Raw genomic sequence first — 21,418 nt, 5'->3', positions numbered from 1 at the left:
AGGGCAGCGCTCACATGAGCGGATCATGAGCGACTGCACTTCTCCAAAGGGTGGCACTGAGTGCCACGCCTTGATCGTTCATCGATCGAAATCATTCGTGCCGAGAGCCGCTCAGGTGAGCGGAATCCGAGATCTATGGATGCCGTTGCGTTCAAGAAGTGAAAACATCCGCCCGTCTCTGCTTGCCAAGCTTTGACTTTTGATCCGCTGGCGGACGAGTGGTTACAGGCGCATGACGCGCAAGTGGACGTACCCAGACGCCTTTGATCTGGGTATGTTCCTGGCCGTCAGGGCAGCCACCGCGGCGTCAAGGAGTCGAGACCCGTGTCGGAAAACAAAGATCCTCAGGTAGCTGAGCACAGCGAGAGCGTTGAGGGCGTGAAGTTCGTCTACGACTTCACCGAGGGCAACAAGGACCTCAAGGACCTCCTCGGCGGCAAGGGCGCCAACCTCGCCGAGATGACCAACCTCGGCCTCCCGGTCCCTCCGGGCTTCACGATCACCACGGAGGCCTGCAAGGTCTACCTGGACAGCGGCGAGGAGCCGGCCGCACTGCGGGACGAGGTGAGTGCGCACCTCGACGCGCTGGAGCAGCGCATGGGCAAGAAGCTCGGCCAGGCCGACGACCCGCTCCTGGTGTCCGTCCGCTCGGGCGCGAAGTTCTCGATGCCCGGAATGATGGACACGGTCCTCAACATCGGCCTGTCGGACAAGTCGGTGCAGGGCCTGGCCAAGCAGGCCGGCGACGAGCGCTTCGCGTGGGACTCCTACCGCCGCCTCATCCAGATGTTCGGCAAGACGGTCCTCGGCGTCGACGGTGACCTCTTCGAGGACGCGCTGGAGGAGGCGAAGGCGGCCAAGAAGGTCCTGGTCGACACCGAGCTGGAGGCCGCCGACCTCAAGAAGCTGGTCACCAGGTTCAAGAAGATCGTCAAGACCCAGGCCGACCGGGACTTCCCGCAGGACCCGCGCGAGCAGATGGACCTCGCCATCCACGCGGTCTTCGACTCCTGGAACACCGACCGTGCCAAGCTGTACCGCCGCCAGGAACGCATCCCGCATGACCTCGGCACCGCGGTCAACGTCTGCTCGATGGTCTTCGGCAACCTCGGCCCCGACTCGGGCACGGGCGTCGCCTTCACCCGCGACCCCGCCTCCGGCCACCAGGGCGTCTACGGCGACTACCTGCAGAACGCCCAGGGCGAGGACGTGGTCGCGGGCATCCGCAACACGGTCCCGCTGGCGGAGCTGGAGACGATCGACAAGAAGTCGTACGACCAGCTGATGCAGATCATGGAGACCCTGGAGAACCACTACAAGGACCTCTGCGACATCGAGTTCACGATCGAGCGCGGTCAGCTGTGGATGCTCCAGACGCGCGTCGGCAAGCGCACGGCGGGCGCGGCGTTCCGTATCGCCACGCAGCTCGTCGACCAGGGCCTGATCGACGAGGCGGAGGCGCTCCAGCGCGTCACGGGCGCCCAGCTCGCCCAGCTGATGTTCCCCCGCTTCGACGAGGACGCCAAGGTCGCGCAGGTCGGCCGGGGCATCGCGGCGTCGCCGGGCGCGGCGGTCGGCAAGGCGGTCTTCGACTCGTACACCGCCGTGAAGTGGTCGCGCTCCGGCGAGAAGGTCATCCTGGTCCGCCGCGAGACCAACCCCGACGACCTCGACGGCATGATCGCGGCGGAGGGCATCCTCACCTCGCGCGGCGGCAAGACCTCCCACGCGGCCGTGGTCGCGCGCGGCATGGGCAAGACCTGCGTCTGCGGCGCGGAGGAGCTCGAGGTCGACACCAAGCGCCGCCGGATGACGGTGCCGGGCGGCCATGTGGTCGAGGAGGGCGACGTCATCTCCATCGACGGCTCGTCCGGCAAGGTCTACCTGGGCGAGGTCCCGGTCGTCCCGTCCCCCGTGGTGGAGTACTTCGAGGGCCGGATGCACGCGGGCGCCCACGACGCCGACGAACTGGTCGAGGCCGTGCACCGGATCATGGCCTTCGCCGACCGCAAGCGCCGCCTCAGGGTGCGCGCGAACGCGGACAACGCGGAGGACGCGATGCGCGCCCGTCGCTTCGGCGCCCAGGGCATCGGCCTGTGCCGTACGGAGCACATGTTCCTGGGTGACCGCCGTGAACTGGTCGAGCGCCTGATCCTGGCGGACACCGAGACCGAGCGCGAGGAGTCGCTCAAGGCGCTGCTCCCGCTCCAGAAGCAGGACTTCGTGGAGCTGTTCTCGGCGATGGACGGCCTCCCGGTGACGGTCCGTCTCCTGGACCCGCCGCTGCACGAGTTCCTCCCGGACATCACGGAACTGTCGGTCCGGGTCGCCCTGGCGGAGTCCCGCCAGGAGCCGCACGAGAACGAACTGCGCCTGCTCCAGGCCGTCCACCGCCTGCACGAGCAGAACCCGATGCTGGGCCTGCGGGGCGTACGCCTCGGCCTGGTCATCCCGGGCCTGTTCACCATGCAGGTCCGCGCCATCGCCGAGGCGGCGGCCGAACGCAAGGCGGCGAAGGGCGACCCGCGCGCCGAGATCATGATCCCGCTGGTGGGCACGGTCCAGGAACTGGAGATCGTCCGCGAGGAGGCCGACCAGGTCGTCGCCGAGGTCCAGGCGGCGACGGGCACGGACCTGAAGCTGGCGATCGGCACGATGATCGAACTCCCGCGGGCCGCGCTGACCGCCGGCCAGATCGCGGAGGCGGCGGAGTTCTTCTCCTTCGGCACGAACGACCTGACCCAGACGGTATGGGGCTTCAGCCGGGACGACGTGGAGGCCTCCTTCTTCACGGCGTACCTGGAGAAGGGCATCTTCGGCGTCAGCCCCTTCGAGACGATCGACAAGGACGGCGTCGGCTCCCTGGTGAAGCTGGCCGCCGAGGCGGGCCGCGCCACCCGCCCCGACCTGAAACTCGGCGTCTGCGGCGAACACGGCGGCGACCCGGAGTCCGTCCACTTCTTCCATGAGGTGGGGCTGGACTACGTCTCCTGCTCGCCGTTCCGGATTCCGGTGGCGCGGCTGGAGGCCGGCCGGGCGGCGTCGTCCTCGAACGGGAGCGACCACCGGTAAGCACCGGGGCCTCGGCTAGCGGCAAGCCCTGCGGGCCTCGGCCTGCCGAACCCCGGAACCGCCTACCGTCCCCGACCCTCACTGATGGGCGGCGGTTCCGGAGCACGAAGAGAGGGCGGCACCCTGTGCGGGGGTGCCGCCTTCTCGTGCGTCATCTGCGGAGACTCTCAAGCTACGCCGCTGACCTGGCGAGTTGTCGTCTGCTGACGTCGGTTGCCCGTTGGACCCGTGCCAAGCCATTGCAAGTCGGGCCCGCGCAGCCTCACATCCGGGATCTCAGTACGTCGACCTCACAGCCCGGCGCGAACGGGTCGAAGCCGTGCTCGATCAGCCAGCGGACTATCAGCAGGCTTCGCAACGACCACCACGCGTGGATCACGTCGAGGTCGATGCCGGTGCCATAACCGGCGAGGACGTCGTCGAGGTGCTCCTCGTGTCCGAGCGTGAAGGTGGCGAGGTCGTACAGGGCATCACCCTGGCCCGCCTCGGACCAGTCGATGATGCCCGTGACCTCGTCGCCGTCGACGAAGACGTGATCGATCTGCAGGTCGCCGTGCGTGAACGCCGGAGTCCACGGCCGGAGCGCGGCCTCGGCGACCTGGCGGTTGCGGGTGACCAGGTCGGCGGGCAGGACGCCGTTCGTCACGAGCGACTCGCACTCGTCGTCGAGTTCCGCCGCCAGCGCGACGATGCTCCGGCCGGCCTGACCCGGCCGGGACGGCAGCGGCGCGTCGTGCAGCTTCCGGATGGCGGCGCCCGCCGCGGCCCACGCCGCCGGCGACCCGGTCGACGGCCCGCCGAGGCGCCCGAGCGTCGTCCCCGGGAGTGCGGCGGTCGCGAGCACGGACGGCTTGCGCCACAGGACCTCCGGGGTCGGGACCGGCGCCAGGGCCATCGCCTCGACCTCGGCATCGATGCGCGCCTGATCGGCGTCCACCTTCAGGAACACGTCACCGACGCGCAAAGTCGCGCGCTCGGAATGGGCGACGACGACTTCGACCTCATCCATGGGCGACCAGTATCCCGGGGCTGATCGCCGACGTCGCCGGGTTTGTCGCGTGCGATGACGCGACCGACCGCGTCCCGCCACCCGGAGAACCCGGCAGCACAGAACTGCTCCTCGACGCCGTCGAACTGGTCGACACCATGCGTGCCGCCGACTCGATCGGCAACAGCTGGTTCGGCTCACCCGGCAAAGCTATGCGAACGCCCAGCCGGTCCACTGCTCGACCCGGACGGCGACCACGGGGCCCTGGGGAGGGGACTCCCCGTACTGGTCGGCCTGGTTGTACTTGCCGCACAGCAACTCCACCGCGCGGTGTCGCTCCTGTCGGTCCGTCAGCACTTCCCCTCGGCCGTCGGCGCGCGCCCACCACAGCGCTGACCAGTCCTCGTCGTAGTGGTCGACCAGCACCGTCACCGAGGGATTCTCCCGGATGTTGCGCAGTCGCCGCAGATTCCACGTGTCCTTGGGTTTGTGGTCGATCGCGAAGTACAGGACGTCGTTCAGGACGGCGAAGGTCACCGGCACCGCGTGGGGCACCCCGTGGGCGTCGGCTGTCGCCAGCCGGGCGACCGGCGACGCGACGAAGCGTTCCCGGGCGACGTGCGGCGAGAGTTTCATGCGTCCCACCGTAGCGAGGCCCTGCCGCGGGGAGGGGCGGTACTCGGTCGAGGTGCCGCCCCGCCGGAGTGGTTCGCTGGGCAGCGGTGACGCCGTCCCTGGTCGTCAACGCCCGCGGTCTCCGCCGCCGGTCGCAAGACGGGTCGGTCCGGACCCGGTCCGGCGGGGCTGAGGGCGGCTCAGGTGTCGCAGGCGATGCCGTCGTTGTCGCGGTCCAGGTGGGAGGCGTAGCCGGGTTCGCCCCGGTAGATCGGCGCGGCGCCGGCCGCGCGGACCTCGCTGCAGTTCGCGTAGGAGACGTTCGCGTCCGACGAGCCGCTGTCGTCGGACCCGCTGCCCGCCGCGGGTCGGGCGGTGACCGTTCTCGTCACCTTGACCGTCTTGGTGGCGGTCACCGTGGGTGCCGGCTCGGGTGCCTTCGCGGGCGCCGTCACGGTCGCCGTCGCGGTCGCGGTGACGGTGACCGTCGGCTGCGGCTTGGCGGCTGCCGGCTTCGCGTCGGTCGTCTTCACGTCGGTCGTCTTCGGGTCCTCGCCGGAGGCCCCCGCGCCGATGCCCAGGAAGAACGCCAGCCCGAGGGCGGGGAACAGGTACCGCTTCCGGGCCCACTTGGGCGCGGGCCTGGAAACGGTCGGCGGCACGGGCGCAGGCGTGTACGGGTTGGTCATGGCGGTCCCCCAGAGGTGTCACGTGAGGGGATGACCGTAATCCTGAGCCCGCCGCTTGTGGAGAAGTAGTGTTCATTTCGTGATGTTCGTGCGGCCTTACGGGCGGAACGGTCACCTCGGGTGGGCCACCTGGCTTCCCGTCAGTGACGGCTTCCGCTCCCGGCCCCGATCCGCGTCGGTGCCTCGCGGCGCCGCGGGCCCGGTCGGGCCGGGGGACGGGTGCCCGGTGCGGGGTGGGCCGACGGTAGGCGGATCACCGCGTCCAGGCCGCCCGTGCCCGCGGAGCGCAGGCTCGCCTCGCCGCCGCTCGCGTGGGCGAGGCGCTGCACCAGGGCGAGGCCGAGGCCGGTGCCGCCCTTCGGGGCGCCGGGAGCGCGCCAGAAGCGGTCGAAGGCGCGGGCGCGCTGGTCCGCCGTCATGCCCGGGCCCTCGTCGGTGACGTGCAGGTCGACCCAGCCGGGGCGGACGTCGCGCAGGGCGCGGCGGGACGGGCCGTGCAGGCGCAGCTCGATGGTCACCGTGGTGCCGGGCGGGGAGACGCGCAGCGCGTTGGAGAGCAGGTTGTCCAGGATCTGCTCGATCGCTCCGGGCACGGCGAGCACCGGGCCGACGCCGCCCGCGAGCAGGGCCAGGGAAACACCCTGCCGGGCGAAGAGCGGCGTCCACGTGTGGTGGCGTTCCGCGCAGACCGCGCCGACGTCGACCGGGCCGGGGGTCGCCGCGTGCTCCTCCAGCCGGGCCATCGCCAGCAGGCCCTCGACCATGCGGGCCAGCCGGTCCGTCTCGGTGACGGCGGCGGTGAGGCTGGACCGGCCGCGGGCCGAGACGTTCGGCTCCAGATTCTCCAGGCGCAGTCGCAGCGCCGCCAGCGGGGTCTTGAGCTGGTGCGAGGCCTCGCCCGCGAACGCGTGCTGGGATTCGAGGAGATGGGCGAGCCGGGCCGACGTACGGTTGAACGCGGCGGCCAGGCTGCGGACCTCGGGCGGGCCCTCGGTCACCGTGACCGTGACCGGTGCCGCGCGGCTGCCGGCCGCCAACTCCTGGGTGGCCAGCTCCAGTTCACGGATGGGGCGGCCGGTCCAGCGGGCGATCGCGAACGCGGCGAAGGTGACCGCGGTGAGGACGCCCAGACCGCCGAGCGCGAGCAGCAGCCAGACGTGATGGACGCGTTCGTGCACCATCTGGGTCGGCACCGTGAGCCATACGGCACCCTCCGGCCGGGCACCGTGCCCGACGGGTGCCGCGACCGACAGGTACTGGACGCCGCCGATGGTGGACGTACGCACGTCCACCGTGGACGCGCCGCGCAGCGCCGCCGCGATGCCGGGGCGGGACGCCAGCGCCCCGGACACCTCCGGGGCCAGCGGGTGCGAGGTGGCGAGCGGCGCTCCCGCACCGTCGACGACCACCACCTGGCCGCCGATCCGGGCGGCACAGTGGGCCACCCGGCCGGGCAGGTCCCGCTCGGCCCGGCCGGCGGCGAGGGACAGCGCCGCGTACGCCGAGACCGACTCGGCCTCGTCCTTCGCCAGGGTGATCACCCGCTCCCGCTCGCCCCGCGAGTACACGAAGCCCAGCGGGATCTCCAGACAGAGCAGGACCAGCGCGGCCAGGCTGAGATAGCTGAGCAGCAGCCGGCGGGTCATGGCCGGCCGACCGGACCGGTGTGCACCGCCAGCCGGAAGCCGACCCCGCGCAGGGTCTGGATCCAGCCCGGGTGCCCCAACTTCCGCCTCAACGAGGCCACATGGACGTCCAGCGTCTTCGTCGGCCCCTCGTAGTGCGGGTCCCAGACCCGGTCCAGGATCTGCTGCCGCGAGCACACGGCGCCCGGGTCCTCGGTGAGCAGCGCGAGCAGATCGAACTCCTTGGGGGTGAGCGAGACCGGTATCTCACCGACCCAGACCTGCCGGGTACGGCGGTCGACGACCAGCGGGCCCGGTTCGTACGACGGCGGTTCGGGGACCGTGGCGTACGACGGGGTCGGTGCCGTCTCGTACCGGGGGGAAGACATGGGCGTGGCGGACATGGGCGTGGATGTGGAGGTGGACACGGGGGTGGATGCGGGGGTGGGCATCGGCTCCGCCGGCGGCTGCTCCGGCATCGCCCGCGTCCGCTGGGTCCGGCGGGTCACCGCCCGTACCCGGGCCACCAACTCCCGTACGCTGAACGGCTTCGCCAGATAGTCGTCGGCGCCCAGCTCCAGACCCAGCACGCGGTCGGTCTCCTCGCCGCGCGCGCTGAGGATGAGGATCGGAACGTCGGAGACCCGGCGGATGCCCCGGCAGACATCGATGCCGTCCATGTCCGGCAACCCCAGGTCGAGCAGGACGACATCGCCGTACGGACCTCTCAGGCCGTCGGTGCCGGTGGCCACGTGGTCGACCGTCAGGCCGAAGTGGCCGAGCCCCTCGGCGAGCGGTTCGGCGATCGTCTCGTCGTCCTCGATGAGCAGCACTCGTAGGCCCATACGCCCCGTCTCTCCGTGAACCGTGAATTCCAAGCAGCCCGAATTCACGTTCGGTCTATTGGCGTTTACACGTTACAAGACAATCGCACCTGGGCGCCTCCCGCCAAAGAATGTTCCATTCCTGGCCGGGCCCTGGTGTTCGCTTAACCTTCCTCTGGTGCGGGCCCCTCTACGGTGTGGTGACCAGGACGAACACCCTGTCAAGGAGGCAGAGTTGAAGGCATTGCTGGATCGTGCCCGCACGTTCACGCAGCGGGTCGAAGGTGAGATCGGCGCATACCAGAAACTGGCCGAGGGGCAATATCCCGAGGCGCTCTTCATTACCTGCTCGGACTCGCGGGTCATCCCCGCACTCATTACCGACGCCCGGCCCGGCGAGATATTCGAGCTGCGGAACGCGGGCAATATCGTGCCGCCGTACGGGCAGCACGGGGCGTCGGGTGAAGCAGCCACCCTGGAGTACGCACTCGAGGTGCTCGGGGTTCAGGACGTGGTGGTGTGCGGTCACTCACACTGCGGGGCGATGGGCGCGCTGAAGTCCGGCGACGACCTGACCCGCCTGCCGGGCGTCGACGCGTGGCTCGCCCTGGCCCGCCCGGAACTGGCCCCGGTCCTGACCGGCACCTCCGGCACCTCCGACGGCTCTGAGGGCTCCGACGGTTCGTACGATCCGTCCCTGGCGGACGTGGCGCAGCGCAACGTCGTCAACCAGCTGGCCGCGGTGCGCAGTTACCCGAGCGTGCGGCAGCGGCTGGAGGAGGGCCGGCTGCGGCTGCACGGCTGGTACTACGAGGTCGACACCGGCCGGGTGTACGAACTCGACGACGACGGCCACTTCCGGGTGCACGCCGGATGAGCGGGGCGCATGCGCGGGGCCGGACCCGGGGCGGGGGACGGGACGGGGCGCGCGGTGAGTCGGCCACCGGGCCCCGGACCGCCCCCGGGGCGGCGATGCGGGGGGCTCCCGAGACCGCCTTGCAGGAAGAGGCATCCGGCGCGGTGCGCACGGGCCGGCAGGAGGGGCCGCAGGCCGCGACGCATACTGCCTGGCAGGACGAGCCGCATACTGCCTGGCAGGACGAGCCGCATACTGCCTGGCAGGGCGAACCGCATACTGCCTGGCAGGGCGAACCGCATACTGCCTGGCAGGGCGAGCCGCCCGCCTCCACCCCCCATCCCCCGCGCCCGGCTCCGCCGTCGTCCTCCACTCCCGCGAACGGCCTCAAGGGCCTCAATGATCCCAAGGGCCCCAAGGGCCCCAAGGGCCTCAAGGGCCTCAAGGGCCTCAAGGGCCTCAAGGGCCCAAAGGCCGGCCTGGCCACCGACATCACCGCCTCCCTCGTCGTCTTCCTCGTCGCGCTGCCGCTGTGCATCGGCGTGGCCGTCGCGTCCGGGGTGCCGGCCGAGCTCGGGATCATCTCCGGGGTGATCGGGGGGCTGGTGGTCGGGGCGGCGCGGGGAAGCACGCTGCAGGTCAGCGGGCCCGCGGCCGGGCTCGCCGCGCTGGTCGCGGAGACCGTCGCCGAGCACGGCGTGGCGATGCTCGGGGTGATCGTGCTGTGCTCGGGGATCCTGCAGATCGTCCTCGGGGTCGTGAAACTCGGCCGGATGTTCCAGGCGATCTCCCTCGCCGTGGTCCAGGGCATGCTGGCCGGCATCGGACTGCCGCTGATGTTCAGCCAGGTCTACCCGATGGCCGACTCCAAGGCACCCGGAGTCCCGATCGAGAACATGGCCGGCATCCCCGCTCTGGTCGCCGACATCCTCACCGACCGGCAGGCGATGATCGCCACGCTGCTCGGTGTCGTCACCGTCGTGCTGAGCTTCCTGTGGAAGAAGGTTCCGGGGCCGGTCAAGAAGGTCCCGGCCGCGCTGGTCGCCGTGGGGATCGGCATCGCGGTGGCCGCGCTGCCCGGCGTGGACGTGAAGACGCTCCAGGTCGGTGACCTGCTGGCCGCGGTGAGCGTGCCGGGCGGGGAGCAGTTCGCGGGGCTCGCCGACGTGGCGATCATCACCTCCATCCTCACCTTCACGGTCATCGCCTCCGCGGAGAGCCTGTTCACGGCGGCCGCGGTGGACCGTATGCACAGCGGTCCGCGCACCCGCTACAACACGGAGCTCATCGCCCAGGGCGCCGGGAACACCGTCGCCGGCATCCTCGGCGCGCTGCCCATCACGGCCGTCGTCGCCCGTAGTTCGGCCAACGTCCAGGCGGGCGCGAAGACCCGGCTCTCCCGGACCCTGCACGGGCTGTGGCTGCTCGCCTTCGCCCTCCTGCTTCCGCAGGTCCTGGCGCTGATCCCGATCTCGGTGCTCGCCGGGGTCCTGGTGCACAGCGGCTGGAAGCTGTTCGGGCCGGAGGAGTTCCCGAAGATGTGGCGGCAGGACCGGGGCGAGTTCGTGGTGATGACCCTCACCACGCTGGTCATCGTGGCGACCGCGCTGCTCGAAGGCGTGCTGATCGGACTCGCCGCCGGGATCGTGCTGGCCGCGCTGCGCATGTCGCAGACCGTGATCCGGCAGCACGTCGAGGACGACGCCGCCAAGGTCGTCATGGCCGGCAACGCCACCTTCCTGCGGCTGCCGAAGGTCATCGAGGCCCTGGAGGCCGCTGTGGCCTCCGGCAAACAGCGGATCCGCCTCGACCTGACCGGCGTCACCCATCTGGACCACGCCTGCCGCAACCAGATCGAGGAGTTCACGGTCCAGCAGCGGGGGAGGGGACTCAGGGTGGAGCTGCTGATGCCGGGCCCGGCCGCCCCGACCGCACCCGCCGCCGCTACGGAACCGACGCCCACCTCTGGCCCCGCCCGGAGTCCCGGCCCGGACGCCGAGTGGTTCTACCTGGACACCCGCCCGCTTCCGGACGATTACGCCGGGCGTTCCCCGCTCGTAGGCTGAGACCACCCGTCAGCCGAGGGAGGCCGCCATGTCCGGCTGGACCGAGAAGGACATCCCCGACCAGAACGGCCGTGTCGCCGTCGTCACCGGAGCCAACAGCGGCATCGGGTACGTCACCGCGCGGGAGCTGACGCGGCGGGGTGCCCGGGTGGTGCTCGCGTGCCGGAGTGAGACGCGGGGTACGGAGGCGGCGGGCCGGCTCGCCGCCGAAGTGCCGGACGCGAAGGCGGAGGTCGTGCGCCTGGACCTCGGGGACCTGGCTTGCGTACGGCGGTTCGCGGACGGCTTCTCCTACGACCGGCTCGATCTGCTCGTCAACAACGCGGGCGTGATGGCGCTGCCGTACGGGACGACGGCCGACGGTTTCGAGACGCAGTTCGGCGTCAACCATCTCGGACACTTCGCGCTCACCGGGCTGCTGTTGCCGACGATCCTCGGCACACCCGGTGCGCGCGTCGTGACCGTCTCCAGCATGGCGCACGTGATGGCCAACATCGACATCAACGACCTCAACAGCGATCGTCACTACCGTCGTTGGATCGCCTACGCCCGCTCCAAGACCGCCAACCTCCTCTTCACGCACGAGCTGTCACGCCGGCTGGCGGCACACGGCTCGGACGTGGTCGCGGCGGCCGCCCACCCCGGCTACGCGGCCACCAACCTGCAGACCGCGGGCCCCCTGATGGCCGGCCGCAAGACCAGCGAACGCCTCATGCGACTCGGCAACCGCTACGCCGCCCAGTCCGCCGACACCGGCGCCCTGCCCACCCTCTACGCCGCCACCGCGCCCGACGTACCACCCGACTCGTTCACCGGCCCGTCCTTCGCCATGTTGCGCGGGGCGCCGGGCCCGTCCTGGCGGGCTCCGTGGACTTTCGACGACCGGGCGGGGGAGCGGCTCTGGGCTGCCTCGGAGGAGCTGACGGGCGTGACGTACGACGCGCTGAAGGCCTGACCGGCCGGACTCCCCGGACCCGGCCACATGGCGCGACCTCGGTCCAGGGAGTACGAGCGGTCAGGAAACCCCGCCGTCGGCTGCCGGGGCATGTCGGATCACGAAGCCCGCACCTCGTACGTCGCCACCCGCACCACGTCGTCGTCCAGGCACACCCCGGTCTCCAGGTCGAACCGCTGCTTCAGCAGGGGCGAGGCGACGAACGGGCGGCCCTGGTGGGTGCCGGTCAGGCCGCGGGAGAGGACCGCCGCGCCGCCGAACGGGTCGCGGTTGTCGATGGCGTACAGCTTGCCGGAGCGGTCGCGGAAGAGGGCGACCTGGCGGCCGTCGGGCAGCAGCGCCGCCACCCCGCGGCCCGGCAGCAGCGCGCTCAGGTCGCAGACGGTGAACCAGGTGTCCTCGCCGTCGTTCAGCTGGAGCTGGACCTTCAGGTCGGTGGTCTCGGGTGCCAGGGTCATCGCTGGGCGCTTCCTTCCAGGGGACGGTGGCCGATGGTCAGCAGCGGCAGGTCGGGCTTGATCTGGTCGCGCTCGGGGACGAAGCCGACGACCGGGTCGGGGGTGTCGGGGGCGTTCACGAAGGACACGAACCGGGAGAGCTTCTCGGGGTCGTTGATGGTCTCGGCCCACTCGTCGCGGTAGCCCGCCACGTGCGCCGCCATCAGGGACTCCAGCTCCTCGCAGATGCCGAGGGAGTCCTCGACCACCACGTCGCGGACGTGGTCCAGGCCGCCGGGGATGCGCTCCAGCCAGGTCGAGGTGCGCTCCAGACGGTCCGCCGTGCGGATGTAGAACATCAGGAACCGGTCGATCAGACGGACCAGTTCGGCGTCGGACAGGTCCTGGGCCAGCAGGTCCGCGTGGCGCGGGGTGGCGCCGCCGTTGCCGCCGACGTACAGGTTCCATCCGTTGGCGGTGGCGATGACGCCGAAGTCCTTGGACTGGGCTTCCGCGCACTCGCGGGCGCAGCCGGAGACCGCCGACTTGAGCTTGTGCGGGGAGCGCAGGCCGCGGTAGCGCAGCTCCAGGTCGATCGCCATGCGGACCGAGTCCTGGACGCCGTAGCGGCACCAGGTCTGGCCCACGCAGGACTTCACCGTGCGCAGCGCCTTGCCGTACGCGTGCCCGGACTCGAAGCCGGCGTCCACCAGACGGGCCCAGATGAGGGGGAGTTGCTCGACCCGCGCGCCGAACATGTCGATGCGCTGGCCACCGGTGATCTTCGTGTAGAGGCCGAAGTCGCGGGCGATCTCGCCGATCACGATCAGCTTCTCCGGGGTGATCTCACCGCCGGGGATGCGCGGGACGACGGAGTACGAGCCGTTCTTCTGCAGGTTGGCCAGGAAGTGGTCGTTGCTGTCCTGCAGGGCCGCCTGCTCGCCGTCGAGGACGTAGCCGCTCGCGCCGATCGTCGGGGCGAGGGAGGCGATGATCGAGCCGACGGCCGGCTTGCAGATCTCGCAGCCGTCGCCGCCCCGGGCGTCCTCGCGGCCGTAGCGGTCGAGGAGGTCCTGGTAGGTGTTGATGCGCAGGGCGAGGACGATCTCGTAGAGCTCCTCGCGGGTCTGCGAGAAGCAGCCGCACAGGCCCTTGTCGACCTCGATGCCGCCGGCCTCCAGTTCGGCGGTGACCAGCTGGCCGAGGACCTTGACGCAACTGCCGCAGCCGGTACCGGCCTTGGTGCACTTCTTGACCTCGGGCACGGTCGTGCACTGGTGGTCGGTGACCGCGCCGCGGATCGTGCCCTTGGTGACGTTGTGGCAGGAGCAGATGATCGCCTCGTCCGGGAGGGCGGAGGGGCCGAGCTGGACGGACTCCCCGGCGCCGGCCGGCAGGACCAGCGACTCGGGGGAGACGGGCGGTACGGACCCCGTGAAGGCGCGCAGGGTGCCGTACGCCTCCGCGTCGCCGACCAGGATCCCGCCGAGCAGCGTGCCGTCGCGGCCGATGACCAGCTTCTTGTACAGACCGGCGCGGGAGTCGGAGTAGACGACGTCCAGGCAGTCCTCGGCCGTGCCGTGCGCGTCGCCGAAGGAGGCCACGTCCACGCCGAGCAGCTTCAGCTTGGTGGAGAGGTCGGCGCCGGTGAACGTCAACTGATCGGTGTCGTCCCGGGCGATGGTCGCGGCGGCCGTCTCGGCCTGCTCGTAACCGGGGGCCACCAGGCCGTACACGCGGCCGTCGGAGGCCAGCGCGCACTCGCCGATCGCGAAGACATCCGGGTCGGAGACGGTCCGGCACTGCTCGTCCACCGCGATGCCGCCGCGCTCGCCGACCGTCAGGCCGCTCTCACGGGCCAGCTGGTCGCGGGGGCGGACACCGGCGGAGAACACCACCATGTCGGTGGCGAGTTCGGAGCCGTCGGACAGCTTCATGCCGGTGACCGCGCCGTCCTCGCCGACCACGATCTCCTGCGTGCCCACGCCCGTGTGCACGGACAGGCCCATGTCGGAGATGGTGCGCAGCAGCGCGGCGCCGCCACCCTCGTCGACCTGGACGGGCATCAGCCGGGGCGCGAACTCCACGATGTGGGCGGCCAGTCCGAGGCCCTTCAGGGCGCCGGCCGCCTCGAGTCCGAGCAGACCGCCGCCGACCACCGCACCGGTGGTCGCCTTCGACTTGGCGTACTCCTCGATCGCGAGGAGGTCCTCGATCGTGCGGTAGACGAAGCAGCCCTCGGCGTCCTTGTTCGGGACGGGCGGTACGAAGGGGTAGGAGCCGGTGGCCAGGACCAGGGTGTCGTAGTCGACGACCAGTCCGGAACGGGCGGTGACCTTCTTCGCCTCGCGGTCGATCGTCTCCGCCGGGTCGCCGACGTACAGCTCGATGCCGTGGTCCTTGATGAACTCCATGTCGGTCATGGAGAGGTTCTCGGGCGTCTTGCCCGAGAAGTACGAGGTGAGCTGCACACGGTCGTACGCGGGACGCGGCTCCTCGCACAGCACGACCACGCGGTGCGTGGCGGTCAGGCCGCGCTCGGCAAGCGCTTCGAGGAAGCGTTGGCCGACCATGCCGTGGCCGACGAGCACGATCGTGGGGCGGGGGCCGTTCCCCACAAGTGCGGTCGTGGACATCAGGAGCCTCCATCGTTGGTGAGCAGGTGGAGCAGGGGGCCGCCGTCGGAGGGGAGCGGCTCTGCTCCCTCCCAGGCGCGCGCGAGCGCTCCGACAGTGCCGAGTTCGCCGACGAGGACCCCGCCGACCAGGCGGTCGTCGCGGACGACGACCTTGCGGTAGGTGCCTCGAGTGGCGTCGGCCAGCTGGACCACGTCGTCGCCGGGCAGGGCCTCCGTCTCGCCGAACGCGGCGAGGTCGAACGGCCCGTGGGGGGCGGCCTGCCCGGCGAGCGTGAGCCGGGTCAGGGAACGGGTGCCGGTGTAGCGGGCGTCGGTCCGGCCGGACAGCGACTCGGCCAGGACGTCCGCCTGTTCGAGCGCCGGGGTGGCGAGCCCGTACACCGTGCCGTCGTGCTGGACACAGTCGCCGATCGCCCGGATGTGCGGGTCGGAGGTACGGAGTTCGTCGTCGACGACGATCCCCTTGCGCACCTCGAGACCCGCGACCTGGGCGAGACCCACGCGCGGGTGGACCCCGCAGGCCAGGACCACCAGGTCGGCGTCGAGGGCGTAGCCGTCGGCCATCTCGACCGAGCGGACCGCGCCGCCGACGCAGCGCACGTCACGCACCCGGCACTCGGTGTGGATCTCCACGCCGAGGTCCAGCAGGTGCCGGCGGACCAGCTTGGAGGCGGCCGGGTCGAGCTGGCGCTCCATGAGCCGTTCCGACTGCTGGGCGAGCATGACCTGGGCGCCGCGCAGGGCGAGCGCCCGGGCCGCCGAGACCCCGAGGAGTCCGCCGCCGATGACGACCGCCTTCACACCCGGCCGGACCGCCTTGGACAGGCCCAGGCAGTCGTCCATCGTGCGGAAGGCGTGAACGCCCTCCGGCAGCACGTGGTCGGGGGTGAACAGGCCGCGCAGCGGCGGGAGTACGGGGTTGGATCCGGTGGCCAGGACCAGCGTGTCGTATGCGATCTTCGAGCCGTCCGCGCACTCGACGGTCCGGCTGTCCCGGTCGATGCCGGTGACGCGGGCGCGGGTCAGCGAGGCGGGCGCCGGGAGGGCGATCACCTCGGGGTTGTACCGTCCGGCCAGCACCTCGGCCAGGAGGACCCTGTTGTACGGGCGGTGCTCCTCCTCGCCGACGAGTGTCACGGGAGTGCCGAGCTCGCCGAGCCGCCGGGCGAGACGGACGCCCGCGAGGCCGGCGCCGATCACCACCACACGCGTATTCGAGGTCATGTCTAGGAGCGTGCGGTGCCGGTGTTACCCAGTCGCATCACGTCTGTTTCCCGCGGGGAACGCTGCGCTCAGCGGTGGCGCGGGGCGGGTGTGAGGGTTCCGAGGGGGCGGCGGGGCAGCGCTGTGAGGTGCGGCTTACCCCGGCCCCGCGCGCCGAACCTCTGAAGAGGCTCACGCTTTCCGGCACCCATGGCACCTGCACGTATCTCACGCCCGGAGCCCGCCAGGGTCGATCATGCCGCGGTCTCGCGGCGCTCCCGTGCTCCTCGGCCGGGGCGTTCCGCGGCCGGGACGAGTAACGGAGACGCTCAAGCCGGTGGTCAAGCCGTGGGAGTCGACGAGGAGTTGTGGGCGGTGATCGAGCCGCTGCTACCCAAGGCCGAGCGTAGGACCCGGCACCCGGGACGCAAGCGGCATCCGGACCGGCTGGTCTTCCAGGGCATTCTGTTCGTCCCGCACACCGGGATCTCGTGGGAGCTTCTGCCGCGGGCACGGAGCAGTACGCGTTTCTCGCGGAGGACGTTGCCCCGCGGTACTGCGGTGCCCTCACTCCTTCGCAGACGAGTGTGCCGGGGTCGGTGTGGATGTCGTGGCCGGTTGACGCAGCAGTTGTTCGATGAGGCGTGCCTTGGCCAGGGCAAGGTGGCGCCGGTAGGTGCCGTAGGGCACCCCCAGTCGCCGGGCGGCGGCCTTGTGGGTGCGCAAGGCCGTGATGTAGGTGGCGGTGAGAGCCTCGTGGGCTTTGACGCCCGCCGGGTCGATCTGTATCGCGTCCAGGGCGGCGGTGATGGCACCGCGCAAGTCCGAGGTCGGGTCGGGTGAGCCTGGCGGCACGAGATGGGAGTGCAGCAGGACGCTGGTCGCGAATTCGCGTGGGGTGTGCCACGTGCGCAGCGCCTCCAGCACGCCTTCCTCGAACACGGCGCGCGGCAGGGATTCTTCCCACTGGCCCCACGTTGATGAGCGGGACGTGTCGTTGTCCCTTCCGCGTGGCCTGGGCCGGATCCTTATGCTCCGCCTTTGCGGCGGCGCGGCGCGGCCGAGCGAGACGGCATCGAGCGCATGTGGTCGCGCACCGGCGCCAGCAGGCCGGCGAGAGCCTTGGCGTCGTCGCGCGAAAGCGGCTCGAACAGCAGGCCGCTGACCACCTCGACGTGCCCCGGCAGCACCTTCGCAAGCAGCTCGCGCCCGGCATCGGTGATGGTGACGGTGATGCTCCGCTCGTCGTCCGGCGAGGGAGCGCGGACGACCAGGCCCTCCCTTTCGAGCAGATCCACCTGGTACGTCAGACCGCTGCGGCTGTAGACGACGCCGTCGGCCAGGTCGGTCATGCGGTGGCTGCCCGTCGGCGAGTCTCCGAGGCGGGCCAGCAACTGGAACTGCACATAGCTGAGACCGCCGGTCTCGCGCAGCTGCTGCTCGACGGCGTGCCGGAGCCGGCTGGTCACCTCGATGAGGTCGAAGTAAGCGCCGAGCTGCACGGGGTCGAGCGACGGCGGTGAATCAGGCATGACCGAAGTCTACTGCTTCGAATTCGAAGGGTGTGGGGTGCCGGCTTCCAGTTACCGCGGGCGGCGCCGGAACCGGACTTCTCCGCGTGTTCCGATGCCATCCCGGCCGGGTGAATCGAGCCGGACGCGAGGGTCTCACGGGTCTGATGTCGTGACCTCGTGCGCACGGTGTGGGCAGTGTTGGGCCCGGCTGAGCACCGCAGAACATGGAGATCGGGCAGTGGTGCGGCGCAGGGTTGCGAGCAGAAGGACGGCGCCGCCGCCCACGGATCTCGAGGACCGGCCATGACCATCCCCTGCCTCGCGCAACCTCGTCCTCGGCCCTCCCCGGTGACGGCGCGACCGCCCGGCCGCGAGGAGGAAGCCATGCACACGATGCCGGGATGAGCACCGCCGCGTGGAGCCCGGTGTCCTTGGCCGTCCTGTGCGCCGGCGTCGGCTACGGGCACCCGACCCGCTTGCTCGCGGACTGGGTCGCGGAGGCCGTGTGCCGGTCACTTGCGGCCGGTGGTGCACGCGCCGAGGTGGAGGTGCTGGAGCTGCACCGGCTGGCGGTCGACCTCGCCCAGCACTCCGCCCACGACCGCGTCAGCCTCGACCTGCGGGAGGCGATCGCGGCGGTCGCGGCGGCCGACGGGCTCGTAGTGGCGACCCCGGTGCTCGCCGCCTCCCTGAGCGAGGTGTTCGACTTGTTCTTCGCCGCCCTCGGGGACGAAGCCCTCTCCGGCATGCCGGTGCTGCTGGCACTCGACAGCGGCCGCCGGACCTCGCGCAGGTGCTACGCGGGCGCCTGGCCGGCGTGCACGCCGACCCCGTGCCTACGGTCGTCGTCGCCGACCCCGCCGACTGGCAGGCCACGGCTCACAGCGACGCGGCACGGCTGCGCGCCTGCATCGACCGAGCCGCCGCCGAACTCGCCGTGGCGATGCGCTCGCACCGGCAGTGACCGACAACACTTGCTTCGAATTCGAAGCAGAGGTACCGTCATCGCAGGTACTTCGAATTCGAAGCACATTGGATCGCAGTGAAGGTGAGAACCGAAATGAAGGCAGTGCGTTTCCACGAGTACGGCGACCCCGACGTCCTGCGCTACGAGGACGTGGAGCAGCCCGTCCCCGGGGCCGGCGAGGTCCGCGTCCGCGTCGCCGCGACGTCGTTCAACTCCGTCGACGGCAACATCCGCGGCGGCTTCATGCGCGGCCCCATCCCGGTGGTGCTGCCGCACACTCCCGGCACAGACGTCGCCGGCACCGTCGACGCGCTGGGCGACGGCGTGGACGGCATCGCGGTCGGCGACGACGTCATCGGCTTCCTGCCGATGGACAAGCCCGGCGCCGCCGCGCAGTACGTCCTCGCGCCGGCCGAGGTCCTGACACCGGCACCCAAGAGCATCCCCCTGCCCGACGCCGCCGCGCTGCCGCTGGTGGCCCTGACCGCGTACCAGGCGCTGTTCGACCACGGCAAGCTGACGGCCGGGCAGCGCGTGCTGATCAACGGCGCCGGCGGCGCGGTCGGCGGCTACGCCGTGCAGCTGGCCAAGGGAGCCGAGGCCCACGTGATCGCCACGGCCGGCCCGCGCAGCACCGAGGCGGTCACGTCGGCCGGCGCCGACGAGGTCATCGACCACACCACCACCAGCGTGAGCGCGGCAGTGACCGAACCGGTGGATCTCGCACTCAACCTCGCACCGGTCGACCCGGCCGAACTCGCCGCGCTCGTCACGCTGATCCGTCCGGGCGGAATCCTGGTCAACACCACGGTGTGGATGCCCGCCCCTTCCGACGAGGAGCGCGGCGTGCGGGGCATCGACCTGTTCGTCCGCAGCGACGCCGAGCAGTTGGCGCGGCTGGTGGCGCTGGTCGACCGCGGCGAGCTGCGCGTCGCTGTCGCCGAGCGGGTGCCGCTGGCCGAGCTGCCGGCGCTGCACGCCCGGGCCGCCGAAAACGCGGTGCACGGCAAGGTCATCGTCGTCCCGCCCGGCACCTGATCCTCACCTGACTGACCATTCAAGGAGACGATTCCGATGATCCCCGACGACGACCCGTCCCGCTCGCTGACCGTGGCGAACCCCGACGACCCCGGCACGACGTACATCTCTCTGGTGGGCAACACGTACGCGATGCTGGTCACCGGCGAGCAGACCAACGGCCGGTACTGCCTGATCGACATGCGCGTCCCCGACGGCGGTGGCCCGCCGCCGCACCGGCACGACTTCGAGGAGATGTTCACGATCCTCGAGGGCGAGATCGAGTTCACCTTCCGCGGCGAGAAGCACACCGTAGGGGCAGGGTCCACGGTCAACATCCCGGCCAACGCGCCCCACAACTTCCGCAACGCTTCGGGTGCGCCGGCCCGCATGCTGTGCATGTGCACCCCCGCCGGCCAGGACGAGTACTTCACGCGCATCGGCGATGTCGTCGCGGGCAAGGACGCGCCGCCGCCCCAACTGTCGCAGGACGAGCTCGCGGAGCGCCGCCGCCGCGCGGCCGAGTTGGCCTCGGCCTACCGGAGCGAGTTCCTGTGACTCACGGGGCCGGCACGCCCGGCACCGGTCGACAGGGTGAAGGTGGCGGAACAATGAAGTCCGGCCGACCGCGTCTACGGGTGCGTGTCCGTGATCGCGATGACCTCGTCGAGGTGGTCCAGGGCGGCCTGCATGTCGTCGATCTTGGCCTGGAGGCGCTCGCGCTCGGCTCGCAGCATGGCTCGTTGCTCGGCGTCGGTGTGCCCGGAGTCCCAGCACGGAAGGAGTTCGGAGATCCTTCGGCTGGTGAGGCCGGCGGCGAACATCTGCTGGAAGAAGCGGACCAGGGGGATGGCGTCCTGCCGGTACAGGCGCTGGCCGGACGGACTGCGCTCCGCGGTGAGCAGCCCTTGCTGCTCGTAGTAGCGCACGGCGCGCACCGAGACGCCGGCACCCCGTGCCACCTCGCCGATGCGGATCAACCGCTCGGCCGCGGCCACTGTGACAGTCATGGTGATTCCTCTCACCCCTGGCCCTGACGATCAGCCCTTGCCTCTGACGCTAGCGTCAGGTTTTAGCGTACCGGCCATGGATATCAACAACTCCGTCGCCCTTGTCACCGGAGCCAACCGCGGCCTGGGCCGCGCCTTCGCCCAGCGCCTGCTCGAAAGGGGCGCCCGCAAGATCTACGCGACGGCCCGCCGACCGGAGACCGTGGACCTGCCCGGGGTCGAGGTGCTGCCCCTCGACATCACCGATCCCGCATCCGTGAGGGCCGCCGCCGAGGCCGCCCCGGACGTCTCGCTACTCATCAACAACGCGGGAATCAGTACGGGGACCGACCTGGTGACCGGTTCGCTGGACGCGGTGCGGCACGAGCTGGAGACCAACATGTTCGGCCACCTGGGAATGATCCGGGAGTTCGCGCCGGCGCTCGCCGGGAACGGCGGGGGCGCGATCGTCAACGTCCTCTCCGCCATGTCGTGGTTCGGGGTCAAGGGCGCCAACGCCTACCACCTGACCAAGGCCGCCGCCTGGGCCATGACCAACGGCGTCCGCCTGGAGCTCGCCGAGCAGGGCACGCTCGTCACAGCGGTACATCTCGGCCTGGCCGACACCGACATGACGGCGGGCTGGCCCGTGGACAAGATCGCTCCGTCGGACCTGGCCGACGCGGCGCTCGACGGTGTCGAGGCGGGCTCCGCCGAGGTCCTCGCCGACCAGTGGAGTCGGGACGTCAAGTCCCGTCTGCCGCTGACGCCGGAAGAGTTCAACGCCGCGATGGACCGCGCCCTGGCGGCGCTGATGGCGGGCTGAGAGGCATGAGGTGACCGCGGTACTGGATGAGGCGTAAGGAGCCCTGAGACGCCATCCGCTTTCCGAACGTGATCGTTTAGTTCGGGTGGGTGGGCATGAACTCCGGTCGGCAGCGGGAGAGATGGGCGTGGTTCGTC

19 protein-coding genes and 1 pseudogene are annotated in these 21,418 nt (G+C 70.9%); 9 read left to right on the top strand and 11 right to left on the bottom strand.

The annotated features are described in order from the left end of the window. Positions 1-324: 324 nt before the first annotated feature. On the top strand, positions 325-3,072 hold the full coding sequence (ppdK, locus tag ACIBK3_RS22140; RefSeq protein ID WP_399367887.1) for a pyruvate, phosphate dikinase: 2,748 nt from the start codon (positions 325-327) through the stop codon (positions 3,070-3,072). Positions 3,073-3,334: 262 nt separating this feature from the next. On the opposite strand, the gene ACIBK3_RS22135 is transcribed toward ppdK, so the two are convergent. From ACIBK3_RS22135 to ACIBK3_RS22115, 5 genes are all read right to left on the bottom strand, one after another. Continuing rightward, positions 3,335-4,081, bottom strand: a complete 747-nt coding sequence (locus tag ACIBK3_RS22135; RefSeq protein WP_399367885.1) for a phosphotransferase family protein — start codon at positions 4,079-4,081, stop codon at positions 3,335-3,337. Positions 4,082-4,270: 189 nt separating this feature from the next. Next, on the bottom strand, positions 4,271-4,696 hold the full coding sequence (locus tag ACIBK3_RS22130; RefSeq protein ID WP_399367883.1) for a TIGR03668 family PPOX class F420-dependent oxidoreductase: 426 nt from the start codon (positions 4,694-4,696) through the stop codon (positions 4,271-4,273). A 179-nt stretch (positions 4,697-4,875) separates the two neighbouring features. Further along, positions 4,876-5,364, bottom strand: a complete 489-nt coding sequence (locus tag ACIBK3_RS22125) for an excalibur calcium-binding domain-containing protein (protein ID WP_399367880.1) — start codon at positions 5,362-5,364, stop codon at positions 4,876-4,878. 140 nt (positions 5,365-5,504) lie between these two features. Continuing rightward, positions 5,505-7,010 (bottom strand): sensor histidine kinase, encoded by a 1,506-nt coding sequence (locus tag ACIBK3_RS22120; protein ID WP_399367878.1) that lies wholly within the window; start codon positions 7,008-7,010, stop codon positions 5,505-5,507. Further along, on the bottom strand, positions 7,007-7,834 hold the full coding sequence (locus tag ACIBK3_RS22115; RefSeq protein WP_399367876.1) for a winged helix-turn-helix domain-containing protein: 828 nt from the start codon (positions 7,832-7,834) through the stop codon (positions 7,007-7,009). The genes ACIBK3_RS22120 and ACIBK3_RS22115 overlap by 4 nt, the downstream gene beginning before the upstream one ends. 214 nt (positions 7,835-8,048) lie before the next feature. On the opposite strand from ACIBK3_RS22115, the gene ACIBK3_RS22110 reads away from it, so the two are divergent. Genes ACIBK3_RS22110 through ACIBK3_RS22100 form a run of 3 tightly spaced genes read left to right on the top strand, consistent with a single transcriptional unit; the run spans position 8,049 to position 11,690 of the window. Beyond that, positions 8,049-8,690, top strand: coding sequence for a carbonic anhydrase (locus tag ACIBK3_RS22110; RefSeq protein ID WP_399367874.1), 642 nt, complete (start codon positions 8,049-8,051; stop codon positions 8,688-8,690). Then, entirely contained in the window at positions 8,687-10,735 is a 2,049-nt protein-coding gene (locus ACIBK3_RS22105; protein ID WP_399367871.1) for a SulP family inorganic anion transporter, read from the top strand. Before ACIBK3_RS22110 ends, ACIBK3_RS22105 begins: the two co-directional genes overlap by 4 nt. Before the next feature lie 28 nt (positions 10,736-10,763). After that, positions 10,764-11,690 (top strand): oxidoreductase, encoded by a 927-nt coding sequence (locus tag ACIBK3_RS22100; RefSeq protein WP_399367868.1) that lies wholly within the window; start codon positions 10,764-10,766, stop codon positions 11,688-11,690. A gap of 98 nt (positions 11,691-11,788) precedes the next feature. Here ACIBK3_RS22100 and nirD read toward each other — a convergent pair whose 3' ends face one another. Genes nirD through ACIBK3_RS22085 form a run of 3 tightly spaced genes read right to left on the bottom strand, consistent with a single transcriptional unit; the run spans position 11,789 to position 15,989 of the window. After that, positions 11,789-12,148 (bottom strand): nitrite reductase small subunit NirD, encoded by a 360-nt coding sequence (nirD, locus tag ACIBK3_RS22095; protein WP_399367867.1) that lies wholly within the window; start codon positions 12,146-12,148, stop codon positions 11,789-11,791. Continuing rightward, complete coding sequence (gene nirB, locus ACIBK3_RS22090; protein ID WP_399367865.1) at positions 12,145-14,763, bottom strand: nitrite reductase large subunit NirB; 2,619 nt, start codon at positions 14,761-14,763, stop codon at positions 12,145-12,147. Before nirB ends, nirD begins: the two co-directional genes overlap by 4 nt. Continuing rightward, entirely contained in the window at positions 14,763-15,989 is a 1,227-nt protein-coding gene (locus ACIBK3_RS22085; protein ID WP_399367863.1) for an NAD(P)/FAD-dependent oxidoreductase, read from the bottom strand. Before ACIBK3_RS22085 ends, nirB begins: the two co-directional genes overlap by 1 nt. Positions 15,990-16,305: 316 nt before the next feature. On the opposite strand from ACIBK3_RS22085, the pseudogene ACIBK3_RS22080 reads away from it, so the two are divergent. Further along, positions 16,306-16,478, top strand: a pseudogene (locus tag ACIBK3_RS22080) (transposase); the annotation flags it as partial. A gap of 57 nt (positions 16,479-16,535) precedes the next feature. On the opposite strand, the gene ACIBK3_RS22075 reads toward ACIBK3_RS22080, so the two are convergent. Both ACIBK3_RS22075 and ACIBK3_RS22070 read right to left on the bottom strand, forming a co-directional pair. Further along, on the bottom strand, positions 16,536-16,910 hold the full coding sequence (locus tag ACIBK3_RS22075) for a hypothetical protein (protein ID WP_399368963.1): 375 nt from the start codon (positions 16,908-16,910) through the stop codon (positions 16,536-16,538). Between the two features lie 86 nt (positions 16,911-16,996). Beyond that, complete coding sequence (locus tag ACIBK3_RS22070) at positions 16,997-17,500, bottom strand: MarR family winged helix-turn-helix transcriptional regulator (protein WP_399367861.1); 504 nt, start codon at positions 17,498-17,500, stop codon at positions 16,997-16,999. A 383-nt stretch (positions 17,501-17,883) separates the two neighbouring features. Between ACIBK3_RS22070 and ACIBK3_RS22065 the strand changes: the two genes are divergently transcribed. Genes ACIBK3_RS22065 through ACIBK3_RS22055 form a run of 3 tightly spaced genes read left to right on the top strand, consistent with a single transcriptional unit; the run spans position 17,884 to position 20,024 of the window. Next, a complete protein-coding gene (locus tag ACIBK3_RS22065) occupies positions 17,884-18,528 on the top strand; it encodes an NAD(P)H-dependent oxidoreductase (protein ID WP_399367859.1) in 645 nt (214 codons plus the stop codon). Between the two features lie 14 nt (positions 18,529-18,542). Continuing rightward, complete coding sequence (locus ACIBK3_RS22060; RefSeq protein ID WP_399367857.1) at positions 18,543-19,487, top strand: NADP-dependent oxidoreductase; 945 nt, start codon at positions 18,543-18,545, stop codon at positions 19,485-19,487. 36 nt (positions 19,488-19,523) lie between these two features. Next, on the top strand, positions 19,524-20,024 hold the full coding sequence (locus ACIBK3_RS22055) for a cupin domain-containing protein (protein WP_399367855.1): 501 nt from the start codon (positions 19,524-19,526) through the stop codon (positions 20,022-20,024). 74 nt (positions 20,025-20,098) lie between these two features. Here ACIBK3_RS22055 and ACIBK3_RS22050 read toward each other — a convergent pair whose 3' ends face one another. Continuing rightward, positions 20,099-20,476, bottom strand: coding sequence for a MerR family DNA-binding transcriptional regulator (locus ACIBK3_RS22050; protein ID WP_399367853.1), 378 nt, complete (start codon positions 20,474-20,476; stop codon positions 20,099-20,101). A 76-nt stretch (positions 20,477-20,552) separates the two neighbouring features. Between ACIBK3_RS22050 and ACIBK3_RS22045 the strand changes: the two genes are divergently transcribed. After that, positions 20,553-21,281 (top strand): SDR family oxidoreductase, encoded by a 729-nt coding sequence (locus tag ACIBK3_RS22045; protein ID WP_399367851.1) that lies wholly within the window; start codon positions 20,553-20,555, stop codon positions 21,279-21,281. The last annotated feature ends 137 nt before the right edge of the window (positions 21,282-21,418 follow it).

Origin of the sequence: Streptomyces sp. NPDC050287 (assembly GCF_044459385.1) — a bacterium.
GTDB lineage: Bacteria > Actinomycetota > Actinomycetes > Streptomycetales > Streptomycetaceae > Streptomyces.
This window is presented reverse-complemented; position numbering and strand designations above follow the sequence as displayed.

Coding starts and splice junctions, on each gene's coding strand:
- ACIBK3_RS22100 (WP_399367868.1), top strand. CDS start 10,764: ATGTCCGGCTGGACCGAGAAGGACATCCCCGACCAGAACGGCCGTGTC.
- ACIBK3_RS22055 (WP_399367855.1), top strand. CDS start 19,524: ATGATCCCCGACGACGACCCGTCCCGCTCGCTGACCGTGGCGAACCCC.
- ACIBK3_RS22135 (WP_399367885.1), bottom strand. CDS start 4,081: ATGGATGAGGTCGAAGTCGTCGTCGCCCATTCCGAGCGCGCGACTTTG.
- ACIBK3_RS22045 (WP_399367851.1), top strand. CDS start 20,553: ATGGATATCAACAACTCCGTCGCCCTTGTCACCGGAGCCAACCGCGGC.
- nirB (WP_399367865.1), bottom strand. CDS start 14,763: ATGTCCACGACCGCACTTGTGGGGAACGGCCCCCGCCCCACGATCGTG.
- ACIBK3_RS22115 (WP_399367876.1), bottom strand. CDS start 7,834: ATGGGCCTACGAGTGCTGCTCATCGAGGACGACGAGACGATCGCCGAA.
- ACIBK3_RS22085 (WP_399367863.1), bottom strand. CDS start 15,989: ATGACCTCGAATACGCGTGTGGTGGTGATCGGCGCCGGCCTCGCGGGC.
- nirD (WP_399367867.1), bottom strand. CDS start 12,148: ATGACCCTGGCACCCGAGACCACCGACCTGAAGGTCCAGCTCCAGCTG.
- ACIBK3_RS22125 (WP_399367880.1), bottom strand. CDS start 5,364: ATGACCAACCCGTACACGCCTGCGCCCGTGCCGCCGACCGTTTCCAGG.
- ACIBK3_RS22120 (WP_399367878.1), bottom strand. CDS start 7,010: ATGACCCGCCGGCTGCTGCTCAGCTATCTCAGCCTGGCCGCGCTGGTC.
- ACIBK3_RS22130 (WP_399367883.1), bottom strand. CDS start 4,696: ATGAAACTCTCGCCGCACGTCGCCCGGGAACGCTTCGTCGCGTCGCCG.
- ACIBK3_RS22050 (WP_399367853.1), bottom strand. CDS start 20,476: ATGACTGTCACAGTGGCCGCGGCCGAGCGGTTGATCCGCATCGGCGAG.
- ACIBK3_RS22105 (WP_399367871.1), top strand. CDS start 8,687: ATGAGCGGGGCGCATGCGCGGGGCCGGACCCGGGGCGGGGGACGGGAC.
- ACIBK3_RS22070 (WP_399367861.1), bottom strand. CDS start 17,500: ATGCCTGATTCACCGCCGTCGCTCGACCCCGTGCAGCTCGGCGCTTAC.
- ACIBK3_RS22060 (WP_399367857.1), top strand. CDS start 18,543: ATGAAGGCAGTGCGTTTCCACGAGTACGGCGACCCCGACGTCCTGCGC.
- ACIBK3_RS22065 (WP_399367859.1), top strand. CDS start 17,884: ATGAGCACCGCCGCGTGGAGCCCGGTGTCCTTGGCCGTCCTGTGCGCC.